Below are 18270 nucleotides of genomic sequence, written 5' to 3'. Positions count from 1 at the left end.
TAGACCGGGGGCAGCCCAGAAAAAAGAAGCCCGGAAAAGAGCTTCCGGGCTTGGGGTGAATAGATGATGGCGTGGAAGCAGTTGGCCCGCTTAGTGGCGCGGCCCCCGGGTTTTCACCTGCGTCGTTTGCTCCTTGGCCGGCGTGGCCACCACCGTCTTGGTAGCACCCGGTACCGCTTGCTGCACCTGCGGCGCCTGGCGCTGGATTAGCTCATGCGCGGCGGGGCGCACCTCGATGCAGGCCTTAGCAGCATTTACCTGCACGGTGCCGTCGAATTGCCGGCCACCGTCGCCGCTGGCCATGCCGGCCAGGGCCACGACTTTGCCCTCGCGCAGGTCGTGGCTCTGCTCGGGCGTGAGCTTGACGCCGGCAATAGTATCGTGCAGCGTCACCTTGTCTTCGGGCAGAATCACTACTTTGTTCATGGTCTTATCCACGGCCACGTAGCCGTTGTAGGTGCGGCCCTGCTCATCCTTTAGGCCGCGCAGCAGGCCGGCGTTGCCCTCGGCTTCCAGCCGCTGCCGCTGCTCGGGCGTGAATGGCAGCCCTCCAATCTCATTGGGAATCACCAACCGGGCCTGGGGCAACTCCATTTTCAGGGTGGCCGTGCCGTCAGCTTCGCGGCGCAGCACCATCTTCCCCGCAAACCGAACGGGGTCCTGATCCGGCCGGCCCGTCACCTGCATGGCCAGCAGGTCGGTTTGCCGCCCGCTCAGCAGCTTTTCCAGCTGCCCGCTCTGCTCCAGCATCTGCAGGGTCAGGCCCAGCGAAGCCAGCACCTGCTGCGGCACGTCGCTGGCCTGGAATGGCGGGGCACTGGGGGCCGGCGGGGCTACCACCTCGGCCGGAGCCGGCTTGCCGGCGTCGGCGACGGCCACTGCGTGGGCACCTAGGGCAGCTGGCGCCTGGTCGGGCAGAACTTCCGCCTGGGCAGTACCTGCCTTGCGAAGCAGGCGCGCCTGCAAATCCTGGCGGGTTTGCTCGTAGTCCACTTCCAGGTGCTGCCGGGTCTTTGGGCCGCCGTTCAGATGGGCGTAGAAGTTCTTCAGAAAGGCTGACGCCGGGTTGCCGCTGGTGTCAATGTCAAAAATGCTTTTCCCGTCGCGCAGCACCTGCTCGGTGGTCTTGCCCTGCTGCTGGGCCAGCTGCTGCACGCGCTGCTCGGCTGCGGCCTGCTGCCCCTGCTCCGGGACGGTTAGCGCGTGCTTGGGCACGGCCGCGAGCTGGGCGCTCAGCGCGTCCCACTGCCCGGCGCCGAATGCCTGCCGCACCTGCTTGCTGCGCGGGGGCTCATAGCTGTCATCGTAGCCCGCCTCCTGCCGGCGGGCGGCCGCCTGCTCCGGGTTTTCCATCACGCCCACGCCATTCCCTATCTGCCGGAAGCCCTGTAATGTCGCCTCCAGCTGACCCAGTTTGTTGGATTCGGGGTCGTAGCTGACCGCAAAGCCCCCCGTGAGTTTGCCCGCCGGGTTACGCTCGAACTGCAGTGCGCCCACGGCCACGCCGGCTTCCCGGAGTTGGTCGAGGTAAGCGCGCATTTCCAGCAGCGGGGCTACCTCATCGCCCTTCTGCTGCCAGGTGATGCGCAATTCGCCCACGGGCGCTGTAGCCATTGCATCGGTAGCAGGGTCGGCAGTGGGGGCCTCCTGCCCCTCCCTTACCGCTGTGGTCTGCGCCTGCGGGCCCTTGCTCGGCTGCTCATCGGGTGTCAACGCCGCAGGAGCTTTATCCCCAGCCGGCGCAACGCCTGGAGATAGAGCCACCTCGTCGGCCAGGGGTACGGGTTGTGGTGGGGTTTGGGCCTGCCCGTTAGTCAAGGATTCTTCTGCTTCGCTGGCCTGCATCTGGTGCACCGGCGCTGGGGTCATCTCGTCATCTTGCTCAGCCATTGGAAAGTGGAATAGAGGAAGGAAAAAGCCACCCTGACCGCTTAGCACGGGGATGGGCAGCCCGGAATTCGACTTGTGCAAACCTATCGGCCACCAGTAGGCGCGGAGCAAAAACTTGACGAGTGGTCGGAATTAGGGGTTGAGGTACCGAAACCCTACATGAATGGCACAGTTATATTCAGTCCAGCCTTACCTGACACCGGCACTTCCACTTGGCTTCTGATACTGTGAGCGACACCCGAATGCAACTGCTACTGCTGCTGGACTATCAGCAGTTTTACGGCACCGAAAAAACGCTGGAAGATGCCCGTCAACTGCTGACGGAAATTCCCTCGGCTACGCTTCTGACCTACACCGCCGGTTTCAACGTGCATTTGTATTTGAGTGAAAACTCCGATGACGCTGACAAGGTGCAGGCTTGGTTAGCCAGCAATTTGCTGAACAAGTGCGTGCCAGCTACTACTGCTCGCTGGGAGGCCGTTATTAAGCAGGCTTTTGCAGCTGGCAATAAGCCCATAATGTTCTGGCGCTACTCTAATCTGCTTTTCTACGGGTTAGTTTTTTCAACATACAATACCCTACCTAGCCGCGACTTGCATCCGAACGAAGCCCAACGGGTATTCGACGCCTATCTTATCGTCAACCTGCATGCGAACAATAAACTACAGATTCCTGCCGGAGCAATCCAGCAAGCGGCGGAGGCTGACCGCTTGGAGGACGTCATGTTGCCGCATTTCCTGTATCAAAAGGATTACGCCTCAACCACGGATTTCAGCAACCAAGTAGTAAGAGGGGTTAAATTCTATGAGTACCTAGAGGGCCACCCAGTATATAGACCACTCATGGCAGAATTTTATGCCCAGCAGCACGTGTCAGGTTATTTGCGAATGTTCAAAAACCTGTCGGTACTATTTCAGGCCGTAGGTATTGGCACAAATCATTTGCAGCAACATTTACTGCTTGAAGATTACTTAGCGAATGGTGAAGCAGATGAGGCTTTCATCCGCTCGCTGTGCGTTAACAACTGTGCGACAGCCTATCGAGAGGACGATAGCTTCACTCAGCTCCGAAACAGATTTCTGGTTGAGGTGCGCCCAGGCCACTACCTGCTGCTCGACATCAATTTTCTAATCGACCAGTTTTATAAAGCTCAAGTATTCGCTTTTTCAGCTTTCCTGAAGATGAAAAAGGTGAAAGTGGATTTCCTCTCAGACAAGGGCAAGAACTTTACTGAAGGCATTTACTTACCCATAGTGTTGCGGGAGGCATTTCCGACAGCCGTCCTGTTTTTCGGTGATGATTGCCGCAACTCTACCGGACAAGAACTGTGCGATGCCTATATCCGACAAGGCAACAAGGTTTGCTTGATTGAATTCAAGGACGTACTGCTAAACGCTGCCGTAAAAAACAGTGCTGACCAGAAGACACTCTACACCGAGCTTGACAAGAAGTTTGTGTCGAACCAACATAATAGTCCGAAGGGTATCACGCAGCTTTGGAACGCCCTATTGGACATCAAGACTCACGGTGTGTCCTTCGATAATGCGCATCCCAACGACTTAGAAATTTATCCAGTCGTCGTGTATACAGACAACTCCTTTGGAGCAGAAGGAGTGAACAAAATATATAAGGCGCAGTTCGCTGCTCTCAATACCGGCGTACCGGCTGCTGCAACAGTCCAAGAAGTAACATTCATCAGCTTGAGCTTTTTTGAGCTCCGTGAGTACTACCTAGCTCAGGGCCTACTGAACCTGTTCACCATGCTGGATGAATACCATCTACATACACAACTTCCAGAATATCGCCTTACGCCGTTTGAGGTTTTTGCTCGCTTTTATACAAAGCAACACGTGCCTCAGTCGGCACCTAACTCCAACCTTTTCAAGATGATATTGCCCACTATAATCTGCGCATAATGACCTCTTGTGTTGGCACCTGAAAATACTACTGCTCGGCCTTTTCCTTAATCAGATGGCGCAACGCTGGGTCCTGCTTGATGCGGGTCAGCTCGCGGGCGCACAGCTCTTTCACGTCCGTTTTCACCCGGTTGAAGTTGGCCTTAATCATCTCCTCGGCCTCGTCCTTGCCCGTCGCCGGATTGATAAAGCTGGTAATATCAGGGATGGGCTGGTAGGCGCTGGCTTCCGCCGCTACGGCCTTCACGTCTACCTGGATGCGGGCGTGAAACACCTTCTGGTCGATTTCCTCGCCGAAGTTGTCGGCCACTGCTCCCACGAAGTTACCCTGGGTGAGGTTGGCAATGGTACTAGCCGGAATCATGCTGTCCATCTGCGTGGAAAGGCTGGTGCTCGTCTCGCGCATGTTGATGCTCAGGCTCTGGCGCCGCTGCAGAATCTTGCCGAATCGCTCGCTCAGCCATTTGCCGCTATTGCCCGATACCTGCCCGCTGAACACGTTACCCACGGTGTTCTTGATGACCTCGGCCTCCTTCTGCCCGTAGTCGCGTTCCAGCTGCGAGAAGTCCTGAAAGCCCAGGCAAGTACTCACCTTGTTGCTGCGGGCCGTGGCAATGAGGTTATCGAGGCCCTTGAAGTAAATGGTGGGCAACTCGTCAATGATCAGCGACGACTTGCGCTTGCCCTTCTGGTTGACCAGCTTCACCAGGCGAGCGTTGTAGAGGCCTAGCGCGGCCCCGTAGATGGCCTGGCGCTCGGGGTTGTTGCCCACGCACAACACCTTGGGCTCCTCGTTGCTGTTGATGTCGAGCGTAAAGTCGTTGCCCGACATCACCCAGTAGAGCTGGGGCGAAGCCAGCCGGCTCAGCGGAATCCGGGCGCTGGCAATCTGCCCTTCCAGCTGCTCAATGGCGTCCTTCTGAAAGGCCGACACGAAAGGCTTCACCAGATTCTCAATTTCCGGGTACGAGGCCAGCACCGGGAAAATCTCTTCGTAGTCGCGGCTCAGAAACTCGATGACGTGGGGAAAGGTGCAGTACTTGCCCTTCTCGAATAGCTTCAGAAACCAGATGATGGCCGCCACGAAGTTGATGGGCGATTCCACGAAAAAGTCCCCCTGCTTCTGAATCCAGCTCTTGTTCAGGTTCAGCATGATGGTCGACGCGCTTTCGTAGGCGTCCACGATGTCGGTCATCAGCTCGGGCAGCAGCGGGTTGCAGCGGTGGCTTTTGCGCGGGTTGTCGAAGTTGATGACGTAGAAGCCCACCGGCCTATCGAACTTGTTCTGGTGACGCAGCAGCGTGTTGTAGCAGATGCGGCTCAGGTCGTCAAACTTGTAGTCGTAGATGTACATGCAGAAGCCCTTGGCCAGGTGCTGCCGGATAAACTCGTTGATGATGGCAAAGCTCTTGCCCGAGCCGGGCGTGCCCAGCACCATCGTGGCCCGGAACGGATTCACCACGTTCAGCCAGCCGCAGTGCTTCTTGCCGCGCACCTGGTACTCGGTGCGCAGGTTTACGGAGTACTCGTTTTCCATTAGCCGCTCCTCCTGCGGGAAGCTCTCGTTCTCCTTGTTGAAAATATCCTTCAGCAAGTCGTTGTTGAACAGCCGGCTCAGCCACGCGCCGGCACTCAGTAACAGCAGAAAACCGGCCGTCAGCAGTCCGGTGTAAAGCACCGTCGTCAGCCCGGCTCCCAGCGTCAGCCCGCGCACTGCATCCGCCCCGAAGAGCAGCAGCAGCCCCAGCGCGGCGGAGCCCGCCACCGTCCGGCCTCTGAGCTCCTGGTTAGCCCGCCCCCGCGTGCCCAGGCAGCTGAGCAGTAAGAATACCACGGCCAGGCTCTTGCTAACCCAGCTGGCTTTGAACAGAAAGGTATTTCGCGTGAAGCTCTCCAGCAGGTGCTCCACCACTCCCGTCGTCCAGCCCAGAGAGCGGAAGTATCCGAAGCAGTAGTAGTAGATGTTTACAGCCAGCAGCCCGATGGCAAACAGGCGCATAAACTCCATGATTTTCCGTAACCCCTTTTCGTCGTCCATTGCTTGAACCGCTTGGTGAATCAAGCAACTTACCGCCCTGCCTTACCTCTGGCACGGATTACTTGACGAGCGGTTCAAAGTCAGCGGTGAGGTGCACGCTCAGCACACGAAGGGTGACACCCCCTGCCCTGCCCCTACTGTCTACGCCCCTTCCGGCGGGCTTGCTTCGGCCGTTCAGGCGGCGCCGGCTGAGGCAGCGTGGTTGATACCTCGGGACGAGCCTTCCGCTCAGCTTCCGGCTTCATAACCGGCTTCACGGATGCCGCCAGGGCCTCCCGCAGCTGCGCCCCTTTGCAGCCTACTTCCTGGCCCCGCAGGGCCACTCCTTCCGTTTCAAAGCTGACGCCGCGCAATACCCCGCCCTTGTCGTGGGTGTAGCGAATCTCGATGGCTAGTTTTTGCAATTGCAAAGCCAGCCACTGCTCCCCTTCCCTATCCGACTGCTGCAGCAGCTGCGCCAGCGCCTGACTTACCCGCTGCCGCGCCACCTCCTTGGTGGGGTCTAGTGTCTTCAAACTACGCCGCCTTTCGGGTAGCGGGTCCATGCCCAGCTCCTGGCTTATCTGCCGCGTGACGGCTGGCTGCCGGTAAAAATTATTATCCGTTCGCAACGCCGGGCCGCCGTCAATCGGCACCCGGTTCAGGTAGATGTGCACGTGGGCGTGCTGCTTGTCCCGGTGCTCATACACGACCACCTGGTGCCGATCAATCGGTGCTCCCATCAACTCACAATAGCGCTTGGCCGCCGCCACCTTTTGCGCCTGACTCACGGCTTCCCCGGCTTTCCACGAAAGGACCGTATGCCACACGGGTTTCCGCACGCGCTTGCTCCGGGCCGCCACGGCCTGCATATCCTGCGCCATCTCTTTCGGGCTTCCTGGAATTACGTTGGAGACCACTAAAAGTGGTGCCTCCCCTGGCTCCTTACCCCTCCCCTGCCGCTGCCCAGCCCCGTAAGTCAGCGCGCCTTCAAAGTCGCTACCCGTGGTTGTTTTCGCAATCATATCAGGTAGCCTCTAATAATGGTCAGCGCCTCTAACAGCTGCGCCTCATGGTTGCTAAACGACTTACCAGCCTGTGCCAGACGCGCAATCTGATTAAGGTTAGTACCAATGCCAACCAGCTGCCGTCGCAACTCTGCCGGGACGCTTTCTTTTATCTCTACCCCCCGTCCAACGTCCCGCAAATAGGCTGACACCTTCTTATAACCAGCTGCCGCCGCTTTCTCCTGCAGCTCCTTTTTCTCATCAGGACTTACGCGCACATCAATGCGTGAAGTGCGCGTAGACTCGGCAGTTGTTTCATCTTGATTCTCTGATTCCATAAGCTATTTACGGCGGTTGGTGAAGAATGGCTACTGAATAGTAATGTTCACCATTCAAGCAAATCTAAGCAGCTAGACCTAGCAAGCCAAGCCATGTGAGCCTGCGAACTTGGCGGTGTCATTGACTCTGGCAAACGAAGTTTGTCCGGACAATGACATGGCTTGCTGGTCGATGAACGAGCAGATTGAACGAGGACGTTGAATGGGGCTAGGACTATAACTAGCGCGCTTCTTTGCATCATTGCTTCCTTGCTTCAATGAAGCACTTAAAACACGAATTAAACTTGATGATGAAGGACCAGAACATTTGAATACACATTGCTGCTATCTACTGCAATTTCTGCTTCAAAGAATCGGTGCTTCATTGCTTCATTGCGTCACACGCAGCGTTTATACTACTTGCAAAAGTACCACATTACTGTTGCTTCGGCGCTTCATTGCTTCAATACAGGTTTATCAAATTTTTTTATGCTTCAGTGCTTCATTACTTCGGCGCTTCAGATTGCTCATACTTCAATGCTTCAATGAAGCATTGAAGTATTGCCGCGCTGATAGCCTGCTTCGATACTTCGATAATTCAACGAGGCTATGTATCTTTGATGACTTGCTTCTTTGATTCAGCAACTCGCGGACATTTAGAAGCCCTGAAGCACAGAAGCAAAGAATCAATGCTTCATTGACACATTGCAACTTTGAAGCATTGACGCATTATGAACCGACAACCACTTTTTTAAAACCACTCACCTAATGAAAAACACTCGGGTAATTGCCTTTGCCACTCAGAAGGGTGGGGCTGGCAAATCCACCATCGGCACGCACGTCGCCTCAGCGCTCTGCTATCTCTACGGCTACAAAGTGGCGATGCTTGACTGCGACTATCCGCAGAACACCTTGCACGCCTACCGCAACCACGAGCAGCAGCTTCTGCAATCCGACGTGGCTTTTCAGGAGCGGCTCATCAAGCAAGGGGTAACACCTTACCCGATTGCTATTTCGAGCGTTGAAAAGGCCGTTGAGGCGATTGACACCCTAGCCGAGAAAGAGTTCGATTTTATCCTGGTGGATACGCCTGGTACGGTCAACGTTGTGGGGTTGAGCGAACTGCTAGAGCGAGTAGACTACATCTTTCTGCCCATGGAGCCGGATATGGGAACCATTGCCTCCACGATGTCCTACATGCACATTCTGGGCAACTTCACCCATAAGCAGCGGCCGGAATCCAACCTGGCAGGCTTTTACGCCTTCTGGAACAAGTTTCTCAAGGCGGAGAAGCGGACGGTTTACACGAAGACCGCCGAGCTGTTTCGTGAAAAGGGCTATCCGCTGCTCAACAGCCGGGTGGAGTCCCTGGTCAGCATCAAGGACAAGCGCTCCACGATGTTTCCTATGCCGGAAAAGGAGCTGGGCAAACTCGGCCTGGGCAGCCTGATTACGGAGATTCTGGAATTGGTGCTCGGCAAGGGCACGGTTACCCCCTCGGGCAAGACCATTGACTTCACGCCCACGGAATTCGAGCAGCCGGCCCCCGCTGCCCTTGAAACCCTCGACGACAACGCTAAATAACGCCCGCTCCCATGGCCAAGAAAACCACTGAATCCAAAGAAGCCGCGGCCGAGCGGCGCCAGCGTGAACTTGCTGCCCTCACCTCGGGCGTTGCTGCTTTCAGCCTGATGGGCGACGCCCCCCGGCCAGTGGCGCCGGCACCGGCGCCCGCTGAAGCATCCGCAGCTGCCGTTGCGGAGACTCCTGCCGCGCCGTCGATGCCCCCCGCGGCTGAAGTCGCTCCCCCCGCTGCTGCAAAGGAACCAGCGGGAAAAAAGGCGACGCCTGCGCCAGAGGTGGCGGCCGTACCCGCGGCACCCGTTCAGGCGGTAGAACCCGCAGCAGCGGCGCCGGCACCAGTAGGGGAGGAGCCCCGCGCGGCCGCCCCCGCACCACTGCCTTCGCCAGCTCCGGCCAGCGCGCCGGAAGAAGAAGACGGGGAGGAAGCCGAGGAGTTGCCCGTTGCCACACCGGTCACGGCAGGTGGGGAGCTTGACTTGGCGCAGCTGTTCGTGCCTTCGGCGGAGAAGAAAACGACCACCCTCCGCATCACGGCCGACCACCAGCAGTATTTCACCCAGCTCGGCTTTATCCTGGGCGGGGGCGCGTCGGCCCCGGATATCATTCATAACATTCTGAATCGCTTTCGGCAGGAGCACGAAGCGCAGCTGCAGAAGGCGATGAAAAAGCAGATCCGCCAGATGATGGCACCCAAAAAATAGGGCAGCACTGGTATCCCAGGGCTATTCCATACGTATAGCGGCCGGCTCACCTTCCGTGGTTGAGCTGGCCGTTCCGTTTCCCGCTCTGGCCTTTTCCCAATGCTCCACTTAATGGTGGGGGAGGGGAGAGGCTCTACTACCACCCCGCTATGTCTACACAAACCTTATATCCGTCATTACCTTACTCACAATCCGTTACCGCGTGAAGGGCGGTGCTATCTGGGCCGTGCTCGGCCTGCTACTCGTCAGCTCCGGCGCCCTGGCCAATACCCGGACGCCATCTTCCAGTAGGACGCCTAAGACGCCGCAGACCATCGACTCGCTGCGGGCCTTGGTGCGCCACGCCCCGCTGCCAGATTCCGCTCGCTTTCAGGCGCTGTTGGCATTAAGCGATAAGCTATTTGCCCAGGATGTGGCCGAAGGTCGCCGGGTAGGGAAGCAGGCAGTAACGTTTGCCCGGCGCCGGCTTGACTGGTCAGGGGCAGCCGACGCCTTGTACCAGCTGGTGGTGAACTGTGAGCGGGCTGCCGACTACGTGGCCGCCATGCACTACAGCCAGCAGGGCGTGGAACTCACTCGTGCGCACCGACCCCGCGACCAGTGGCGCTTCACCCAATGCCTGGGCCTGGTGGCCGTGGATACCAAGGATGCGGCCGGTGGCCTGCGCTACCTGCGCCAGGCTTACCGGCAGCAGGCCGCTACCCTCTCGGTAGGGCCCCGCGAGCGGGGTGGCCTGCTGCTGAACCTGGCCAATACCTTCCTGGTGCTGCAGCGCTACGATTCGGTGCTTCACTACGCCACGCGGGCTTTGCCTTACATGCAGCGCGCGGCCGACGCCCGGGGCCTGGGTTACGTGTACCAGTTTCGGGGCGAAGTGTATGCCAAGCTGATGCCCCGCTCGCGGGCCAGCCTGGCGGCCGCGGCCACGAACATGCAGCGGGCCCTGCGCATCATGCAGCACTACCGCTACCAGCCGCAGGCAGCCAGCTCGGCGCTTTCGCTGGCGCGCGTGTACCGCCTGCAGGGTCGGCCCCGGGCCGCCCAGCGGACGGCGGAGCTGGCCTTGGCCCTGGCCCGCGCGGAGAAAATGCCCGAGTACGAAGCGGATGCCCTCTCCAGCCTGGCCTGGGCCTATGCCGACCAGAAGCGTCCCGCTCGTGCGGATGAGCTCGACGCCCGGGCTGAGGATCTGCGCGATTCGCTCTTCAACGGCAATAAGGCGCAGGCCCTGGCCCAGCTGCAGGTGCGCTACGACGTGCAGCTGCTCACCGAGCAGAAAAAGGCGGCTGAGTTTGAACAGCGCAGCCAGCGGGCCCAGCTGCACTCACTCTGGCTGCTGCTGGGCGGCCTTGCCACGACCGTGGGCGTGGGTGGGGGCCTGTACTGGCGGCTGCGGCGGCAGAAAGCCCTGTTGGCCCTGGCCAACCAGGCCAACTGCCGGGCCGTGGCCGAGAAGGAAGTGTTGCTGCAGGAAATTCACCACCGAGTCAAAAACAACCTGCAGCTGGTCAGCAGCCTGCTGGCCTGGCAGCGCAGCACCCTGCCCGACCCCGTACTGCAGCAGGCCCTGGCCAGTTCGCAAGCCCGCATCCAGAGCATGGCCCTGGTGCACGAGTTTCTGTACCGGGCCGACAACCTCTCGCAGGTGCGCATGAACGAGTATCTGGGCGAGTTGCTGGAATCCCTGCACCGCTCGCTTACCACGCCCCAGCAGCGCATTCAGCTGAGCAGCAGCCTGACGCCCCTGGTCATGGACCCCAAAGAAGCCAGCGCCCTGGGCCTGGTGGTGAATGAGTTGGTGACCAACGCCTACAAGCACGCGTTCCAGGACCGGGACCGTGGTCATCTGCACGTGGCGCTGGCACAGACTGCTGCCGGCTTCCAGCTTACGGTGCAGGATGACGGGGCGGGCTTACCAGCGGCGGGAACTGTGCCCGAAACTCATTCGCTGGGCTTGCAGTTGGTGAATACCCTAGCTCGACAGCTAAAAGCCAGCGTGTCGACCGCTCCCATTCTTCCCACGGGCACCCAGGTTACCGTGGCCAGCGTTTGATGCCGGCCCCTCGCCTCGTCCCTTATTCCACTCTATGGCTACCATCCTCATTGTTGAAGACGAACTGCTGATTGCCGCCGAGATTGAACGCGCCCTGGTCCGGCTGGGCCACACGCCCCTGCCGCCCGTGGACAACAGCGACGAAGCGCTGAGTGTACTGGCCGCCCAGCCCGTGGAGCTGGTACTGATGGACATCAACATTGCCGGCGACTGCGACGGCATTGCGGCCGCGCTGCTTGTGCGGCGGCAGTTTGCCGTGCCGGTGGTGTTTCTGACGGCCCGCTCCGACTCGGCCACCCTGAACCGGGCCAAGCTGGCCCAGCCCTACGGCTTTCTGGTCAAACCCTTCACCGATGATTCGCTGCGGGTACAGATTGAGCTGGCCCTGTTCAACGCCTACGAGGCCGGGCCGGTGGGGCCAGTGCTGGACACGGCCGACGCCGGCACGGAGGTGCTGGGTCCCGCCGAGCGCTGCCCCAAGTTCAAGGACTACCTGTTCGTGCGCAAAGGTTCGGGCCACGTCAAAGTGCTGCTCAGCGACATCCTCTACTTCGAGGCCCTGCAGAACTACGTGCGCCTGCACACGGTGCGGGAGCGGTTTGTGTTTGACTCCACCCTTAAGGAGCTGGAGCAAAAGCTGCCCGACCAGTTTTTCAAGACCCACCGCTCCCACATCGTGAACCTGGACCACGTGCAGGCCTATGAGGAAAGCAGTGTGCTGCTGGGTACCGAATACGTGCCGGTGAGCCGCTCCTGCAAGGATGAGCTCAAGAGCCGCATTCACTTAGTCGGTTAAGCCGAGATAAGTCTGTATTTCGGAAACCGTACTCTTGGCCGAGCGTCCCACGCCAATGAGAGTCGCGGAAGCAAAGCCCGTCCAACTGCCGTAGCCGACCAGCCACAGGCCGGGTAGGCTGGTAGCGCGGGTACCCTCAGTTGGTACGCGGCCCTCAGGCTGCACCACGCCGAGCGGGCGTAGATGACTCAGAGCGGGGCGGAAGCCGGTACACCAGATTACGGCATCTACCGGCTGCTCATGCCCATCAGGCCACCGCACGCCGGTCGAGGTGAAGCGCCCAAAAGGGCGGACACTGCGCAATACCCCGCGCTGGCGGGCATCTTTCACGGTGTCCACCATGACGATGTCGCCCAGCGAAGCGGCGGGCGCAGTGTGGCCAGCGTGGTAGAGTTGAGTAGCCTGGGTAAAGAGCACCCGGCCGTCCACGTCATCGGGCAGGAAGCGAGGCTCCTGCTCCGTGACCCACGTCGTGTGGGCTACGCGCGACACATCGGCCAGAATCTGCGCTCCGGAGTTGCCGCCGCCCACAATCAACACCTGCTGCCCGGCAAAGGGAGCGGCGTTGCGGTACTCGGCCGAGTGCAGTTGGATGCCCTGGAAGTCCGCTTGCCCCGGATAAGCAGGCAGGTAGGGCTGGCTCCAAGTACCCGTTGCGCTAACCACGGCGCGGGCTTGCCATTCACCTTGGTCGGTACGGACTAGGAAGCCGCTGTCGGCCTGTTGCACGCTTGCTACCCGCACCGGGCGCTCCACGGGTAACTGGTAGCGCTGCTCGTAGTGACGCAGGTACTCAACCACGGCGTCGCGCGTGGGGTACGGGTCGCCAGTGGGCCGCGGCATCAGCCAACCAGGCAGCGAGCTGGCGTCGGCCGGGGAGAAGAGGCGGAGAGAGTCCCAGCCGTGCTGCCACGCCCCGCCCGGTGCCGGTTGCGCATCGAGCAAGACGAAGGACAAGCCCGAGCGACGCAGGAAATAGCCGACTGCCAAGCCACTCTGACCGGCCCCAATCACCAACACGTCTACCAAAGCAGGCTGCATGCGAAAGAGGTGGTTAGGCCGAAACGAACTCCCGCTCTACAAATTCCTGCGCGTAGGCCTTCACCTGGTCGCGTACAGCGCGAAATTGCTGCAGCACCTCTTCTTCGGTGCCCGTGGCTTTGGCCGGGTCAGGGAAGTTATGGTGCAGCTTCTTGGCCGTTGAGGGAAACACCGGGCAGACCTCATTGGCGTGGTCGCAGACGGTCAGGACGTAGTCGAAGGGCACGTGGGCGTACTCATCGACGTGGTTGCTGGTGTGGTGCGAAATGTCCACGCCGTCTTCGCGCATGACTTGCACCGCCCGCGGGTTCAGCCCGTGGGTTTCGACCCCAGCGCTGTACACCGTCACCGCATCGCCGAGCAGCTGGTGGAGGTAGCCGTGTAGCAGCTGGCTGCGGCAGGAGTTGCCGGTGCACAGCACCAGCACATTTTTCTTGTCAGACATGGACAGCATAAGTGATTAGCGAGGGGAAGGTGCCGAGTCGCTGTAGTAACGGCGGCGAAACCAGAAGGCCAGATTAACCAGCGCAATGAGCGCGGGCACCTCAATGAGGGGCCCGATAACGCCGGCAAAGGCTTGGCCGGAGTTCAAGCCGAACACCCCGATAGCCACGGCAATGGCCAGCTCGAAGTTGTTGCCGGTCGCGGTGAAGGCAATGCTCGTGTTTTCGGCGTAGCTCGCTCCCAGGTACTTGCCGGCCACGAAGCTGAGCACGAACATAACGCCGAAATACAGGGCTAGCGGCAGGGCAATCCGCAACACGTCGAAGGGAATGCGCACAATCAGCTCGCCCTTTAGGCTGAACATGACCACGATGGTCAACAGCAGGGCAATCAGCGTAATGGGGCTGATTGCCGGCAGGAATACCTGCTCGTACCATTCGTCGCCCTTTAGCCGCCGCAGCACCAGGCGGGAGAGAAAGCCGGCCGCGAACGGGATGCCCAGGTACACAAGCACGCTCTGGGCAATGTCACCAATACCAATGTGGACGGTGTACCCCCGCAGCCCGAAGTAGGGCGGCAGCACGGTGATGAACAGCCACGCCAGCACCGAGTAAAACAGTACCTGGAAAATCGAGTTCAGCGCCACCAGTCCGGCGGCGTATTCCCGGCTGCCGTCCGCCAGGTCGTTCCACACCAGCACCATGGCAATGCAGCGGGCAATGCCGATCAGGATCAGCCCCATCATGTACTCCGGTTTGTCGGGCAGCAGCCAGATAGCCAGCAGAAACATCAGCACCGGGCCGACCACCCAGTTCAGCAGGAGCGAGAGGCCGATGATGCGCGTGTTGCGGAAAACCTTGGGCAGCTGCTCGTACTTGACCTTGGCCAGCGGCGGGTACATCATCAGGATGAGCCCCACGGCCAGCGGCACGTTCACGGTACCCACCGAGAAGTAGTTGACTGCCTGCTCCATGCCGGGCACGAAGTAGCCCAGCGCCACACCGGCACCCATAGCCAGGAAGATCCACAAGGTCAAGCCCCGGTCGAGGCCGGAGAGCTTCTTGCGGACAACGGCCGGGGCCGTAGGAGTGAGATTCGTCATAGTGGTTAAGTCAGCCCCACCTCGGGGCTCCGACGCTCCAGCAGGAGCGTATCGCGCCATTGGTCACCCATCTTGCCGATTCGTTCGCGGCGGCCGACCAGCCGGAAGCCAGCAGCTTCGTGCAGGCGCAAGCTGGCCTCGTTTTCGGGGAAGATGCCAGCCTGCAGCGTCCACATGTCGTGCTGCTCAGACTCTCGCACCAGCGCGGCCAGCAGCTGCCGGCCTACGCCACGGCCACGGGCCGAGTCGGCCACATATACGCTTACTTCTCCCACGCCGCCGTACACGCAGCGGCTCGACACGGGGGAGAGGGCGGCCCAGCCGAGCATCTGCCCGTCGTCATCGAGGGCGACAAGACGGCTGTGCGGCAGGTGCCCCCGGTCCCATTCCTCCCAGCTGGGAGCTGCCGTGGCAAACGTGGCGTTGCCGGTCGCAATGCCGGCCTCGTAAATGGCTTTGGCGGCCGGCCAGTGCGCCGGCGCAAAGGACTGCAGGGTCATGTTCGGTTGATGAGAAGGAGGAAGAAGCGCGGAAGGAGAGCAGGCGCGGCTAGCAGCACCCACCGCCGGGCGTGCAGGCGTTGGCCGTCGGGGTAGCCGGCGTCGCATCGACCAGCGTGAAGGCCATCGGCGCCGTCGTCAGGACTTCATCGGCAGCCAGCACCGGCTGGGCCGCCGGGGCGATGCAGCATTGGCTGTTGCCGCTGGCCTGCTCGTACTCGGCCTGGTAGCGCGGGTCGTTGAACTCGGCGTCTTCGTGGAAGTAGTACACTTCCCACTCCACGCCGTCCGGGTCATTTACCCAGAACTTGTCTTGCTTGGCGTAGCAGCAGCTCGTGCCCATTTCTTCGCGCGCTACCAGGCCAGCGCTACGCGCTACTTCCAGGCGCTGCTCCATTTCCTGCACCGTCTCGACCTGGAAGCCCAAGTGGCCGAAGTTGCTGGCCACGCGCTCGGGGTTCTGCACGAAGGAGATAATCAGCGAGGGCTTGTCGAGCACGTACTTGGCGTAGCCCGGCTTGATCTTGGCGGCCGGCTGTCCGAAGAAGGCCGAGTAGAAGTTGACCGTGGAAGTCAGGTCGGAGACGTATAGCGAGACGTGCATCCGGGGAAATACCGAGGTTTCCATGCGAAAGGCGGGTTAAAGTGATGGAATGGATTAGCAGCAGGAGCCACCGGGGGCGCAGACCTCGTTGGCCGTCGATTCGACGAAGAAGGCCGTGAACTGCTGGTGCACTTGGCGCAGCAGCTCCGTGTTCAGGCAGTAGCAGACGGTCAGCCCGTCAATCTCCCCCCGAATCAGATCCAGCGCCTTCAGCTCCTGCAGGTGCTGCGAGACGGTTGTGCGGGAAAGCGGCAGCTCGGCGGCGATGTCGCCGGAAATGCAAGTCTTCTTGGACGCCAGTAGCTGAATAATGGCCACCCGGGCCGGATGGGCCAACGCTTTGGCTATGCGGGCGAGTTGCTGTTGCTCCTCGGTAAAGGCGGCGGTCTTGGCGTACGTCATGGCAACTATGTAGTATGTCGCAATTATACGACATTAAATGACGTATGTATACGTCTTAGGCATTATTTTCTTTTCAATTCTCCGCTTGCAGCGTTCTGCGTACCTACTGAACAGCAATTAACCACCCGCTGTTGACAAGACTTAATCGTGGACACAAAGCCCATTTTCAGGTTTAGGAGCCGCTTTATGCGTTCTATTTAACTGCTATTCGTGTAGAGCCGGTGCACCTCACCACCCGATTTTAACCGTTCGTCAACTTTCTACTAATCGGGTTTCGGGGACGGATAGGTTTGCACAAGTCAAACCTGAGAGTTTGGCACGTTCACGCTCAGGTCGGCCGACCCGAGGTGCCACGCTTGATTCCTGCCGATGCTCAGTGCTTATTCCTGGAGCCAGTTTGGCCTGTTTATGCTGGTCGTGGTTCTGCTCTACTACCTGGTAGTCGGGTTACTCTACTACCGCGCCGAACTCGCCCCGCTGCTCGCACTCGGTAAGCGCGGCGCGGGCAGCACTCCGTCCCCCACCACGGCTCCGCCCACCCTAGTACGCCCGACCTCAGCCTTTGCGGCGCCGCAACCCGCTGCCACGGAGGCAGCACCGGAAGCTAGAGTAGAAGAGGAGGGAGCCGCTGAGAACCTGCCCTCTACCACTGAATCAATTGTGGAAGTCCAGTTGCCGGCCTCCACCGCCACGGCCACCGGCCAGGACCAGAGTGCCGACGACAGCACGCCGATGGACGCCGCTTCGACCTCGGCCGAGGAGCAGGCCGCAGCCCAGGACCAGACCCGCACCGAAGCCCCCGACCAGGCCGATGAACGCTTGGCCGAACTGGTGCGGCGCGAAGCCCATACGGGGGCTGACCCGCCAGCCGCCGCTGACCAACCCGCTGAACTACTCGACGCCGAGCCCGCGCTTCAGCAGCGGCTGCCGGAGGGCTACGAGCCGCTGGCTTCATTCGAGGAGCCGGTGGCCTCCCCGCTGGACATTATCACCGCCGGGCCCGCGCCGCGGCTGGTGGCCGCCGAGTCGGTCAGCGAATACATCGCCCTGCTGCAGGCGGGCCAGAACCCGCCCGCCCCGGCCGGCCTGCAGGGCAGCTGCCTGGCCGAGCAAATGGCCCAGCACCTGGAAGAATACCAGGCCGAGCTGGCCGCCCTGTTCGGGGCCGACGAGCTGTAGCGCCCGGCCCACCCATACCCACACGTCTCATTCTTTCCCATTCGTATGAACCAGAAGCGTTTTAGTACCTCGCTGGCTATCCTGGCCCTGCTCCTTAGTTCGCACTTGCTCTACGCCCAGACCGGGGCCGGCAACGGCACGGCCGGCATTCAGGATGCCACTACGCAGGTCACCAGCTACTTCGACCCGCTCACCAAGCTCATGTACGCCATCGGGGCGGTACTGGGCCTGGTGGGCGCCATCAAAGTATACAGCAAGTGGAACTCCGGTGACCAGGACACCCAGAAAACGGCCGTGTCGTGGTTTGGCTCGATGATTTTCCTGGTTATCGTGGCCACGGTGGTGCGCTCGTTCTTCCTGTAAGCCGGCCGACCATGCCCGTCTACGACCTGAACCGGGGCATCAACAAGCCCGTCGAATTCAAGGGGCTGGTGGGCAGCAACATCTACTTTCTGGTGGCCGGCATCGGGCTGGTGTTTGCCCTGTTCGTGACCTGCTACCTGGCGGGCGTGCCCCTGGTACTCACCGTGCTGCTCACCTTCCTGGCCGGGGGCGGCATGTGGGCCGGGGTCTTCGCCCTGAACCGCCGCTTCGGCGAGCATGGGTTGATGAAAGCCGCCGCCCGCCGCTCCTCGCCCCGCTACATCACCAACCGGCACAGCCGCCTTTTCCAACGCCTCAACCAGGACCCGCCCGGCCGCGCGTAGCGGCTGGGGC

18 protein-coding genes are annotated in these 18270 nt (G+C 60.4%); 8 read left to right on the top strand and 10 right to left on the bottom strand.

The window, feature by feature from the left end; all coding sequences use genetic code 11:
* Window positions 1-90 precede the first annotated feature (90 nt).
* Window positions 91-1890, bottom strand: coding sequence for a DUF3945 domain-containing protein (locus EI290_RS18225; RefSeq protein WP_125433100.1), 1800 nt, complete (start codon window positions 1888-1890; stop codon window positions 91-93).
* A 242-nt stretch (window positions 1891-2132) separates the two neighbouring features.
* Here EI290_RS18225 and EI290_RS18220 point away from each other — a divergent pair, with 242 nt between their 5' ends.
* Window positions 2133-3806: a hypothetical protein gene (locus EI290_RS18220; protein WP_221766281.1), complete on the top strand. Its 1674-nt coding sequence runs from the start codon at window positions 2133-2135 to the stop codon at window positions 3804-3806.
* A 28-nt stretch (window positions 3807-3834) separates the two neighbouring features.
* Here the strand turns inward: EI290_RS18220 and mobC are convergent, their stop codons facing one another.
* The 3 genes from mobC to EI290_RS18205 form a co-directional block, all read right to left on the bottom strand.
* The gene (mobC, locus tag EI290_RS18215; RefSeq protein ID WP_125433098.1) at window positions 3835-5844 is read right to left on the bottom strand and encodes a conjugal transfer protein MobC; all 2010 of its coding nucleotides are present in this window, start codon (window positions 5842-5844) and stop codon (window positions 3835-3837) included.
* A 134-nt stretch (window positions 5845-5978) separates the two neighbouring features.
* Window positions 5979-6848, bottom strand: a complete 870-nt coding sequence (locus EI290_RS18210) for a relaxase/mobilization nuclease domain-containing protein (protein ID WP_125433097.1) — start codon at window positions 6846-6848, stop codon at window positions 5979-5981.
* Window positions 6845-7168: a plasmid mobilization protein gene (locus EI290_RS18205; RefSeq protein ID WP_125433096.1), complete on the bottom strand. Its 324-nt coding sequence runs from the start codon at window positions 7166-7168 to the stop codon at window positions 6845-6847. The genes EI290_RS18210 and EI290_RS18205 overlap by 4 nt, the downstream gene beginning before the upstream one ends.
* 747 nt (window positions 7169-7915) lie before the next feature.
* Here EI290_RS18205 and EI290_RS18200 point away from each other — a divergent pair.
* From EI290_RS18200 to EI290_RS18185, 4 genes are all read left to right on the top strand, one after another.
* On the top strand, window positions 7916-8731 hold the full coding sequence (locus EI290_RS18200) for a ParA family protein (protein ID WP_125433095.1): 816 nt from the start codon (window positions 7916-7918) through the stop codon (window positions 8729-8731).
* 11 nt (window positions 8732-8742) lie between these two features.
* Entirely contained in the window at window positions 8743-9432 is a 690-nt protein-coding gene (locus EI290_RS18195; RefSeq protein WP_125433094.1) for a hypothetical protein, read from the top strand.
* Between the two features lie 202 nt (window positions 9433-9634).
* Window positions 9635-11485 carry a sensor histidine kinase gene (locus tag EI290_RS18190; protein ID WP_125433093.1) on the top strand — a complete coding sequence of 617 codons (1851 nt, stop codon included), beginning with the start codon at window positions 9635-9637 and terminating at the stop codon, window positions 11483-11485.
* Window positions 11486-11519: 34 nt separating this feature from the next.
* Entirely contained in the window at window positions 11520-12281 is a 762-nt protein-coding gene (locus EI290_RS18185; protein WP_125433092.1) for a LytR/AlgR family response regulator transcription factor, read from the top strand.
* Here the strand turns inward: EI290_RS18185 and EI290_RS18180 are convergent.
* The 6 genes from EI290_RS18180 to EI290_RS18155 are packed head-to-tail and all read right to left on the bottom strand — an operon-like array spanning window position 12270 to window position 16374.
* Complete coding sequence (locus tag EI290_RS18180) at window positions 12270-13322, bottom strand: ArsO family NAD(P)H-dependent flavin-containing monooxygenase (protein WP_125433091.1); 1053 nt, start codon at window positions 13320-13322, stop codon at window positions 12270-12272. The two genes, EI290_RS18185 and EI290_RS18180, sit on opposite strands and share 12 nt — an antisense overlap.
* 13 nt (window positions 13323-13335) lie before the next feature.
* A complete protein-coding gene (locus tag EI290_RS18175) occupies window positions 13336-13767 on the bottom strand; it encodes an arsenate reductase ArsC (RefSeq protein ID WP_125433090.1) in 432 nt (143 codons plus the stop codon).
* Window positions 13768-13782: 15 nt separating this feature from the next.
* Window positions 13783-14868, bottom strand: a complete 1086-nt coding sequence (gene arsB / locus EI290_RS18170; protein ID WP_125433089.1) for an ACR3 family arsenite efflux transporter — start codon at window positions 14866-14868, stop codon at window positions 13783-13785.
* Window positions 14869-14873: 5 nt separating this feature from the next.
* Window positions 14874-15368, bottom strand: coding sequence for a GNAT family N-acetyltransferase (locus EI290_RS18165; protein ID WP_125433088.1), 495 nt, complete (start codon window positions 15366-15368; stop codon window positions 14874-14876).
* Window positions 15369-15417: 49 nt separating this feature from the next.
* Window positions 15418-15996 (bottom strand): ArsI/CadI family heavy metal resistance metalloenzyme, encoded by a 579-nt coding sequence (locus EI290_RS18160; RefSeq protein ID WP_125433087.1) that lies wholly within the window; start codon window positions 15994-15996, stop codon window positions 15418-15420.
* A gap of 30 nt (window positions 15997-16026) precedes the next feature.
* Window positions 16027-16374, bottom strand: a complete 348-nt coding sequence (locus tag EI290_RS18155; protein WP_125433086.1) for an ArsR/SmtB family transcription factor — start codon at window positions 16372-16374, stop codon at window positions 16027-16029.
* A 369-nt stretch (window positions 16375-16743) separates the two neighbouring features.
* Between EI290_RS18155 and EI290_RS22255 the strand changes: the two genes are divergently transcribed.
* The 3 genes from EI290_RS22255 to EI290_RS18140 are packed head-to-tail and all read left to right on the top strand — an operon-like array spanning window position 16744 to window position 18260.
* A complete protein-coding gene (locus tag EI290_RS22255) occupies window positions 16744-17553 on the top strand; it encodes a hypothetical protein (RefSeq protein WP_148103650.1) in 810 nt (269 codons plus the stop codon).
* Window positions 17554-17598: 45 nt separating this feature from the next.
* A complete protein-coding gene (locus EI290_RS18145; RefSeq protein WP_125433084.1) occupies window positions 17599-17916 on the top strand; it encodes a DUF4134 domain-containing protein in 318 nt (105 codons plus the stop codon).
* Between the two features lie 11 nt (window positions 17917-17927).
* Window positions 17928-18260, top strand: coding sequence for a DUF4133 domain-containing protein (locus tag EI290_RS18140; RefSeq protein ID WP_125423216.1), 333 nt, complete (start codon window positions 17928-17930; stop codon window positions 18258-18260).
* The last annotated feature ends 10 nt before the right edge of the window (window positions 18261-18270 follow it).

The organism is Hymenobacter metallilatus (assembly GCF_003944705.1).
Lineage (GTDB): Bacteria > Bacteroidota > Bacteroidia > Cytophagales > Hymenobacteraceae > Hymenobacter > Hymenobacter metallilatus.
This window is presented reverse-complemented; position numbering and strand designations above follow the sequence as displayed.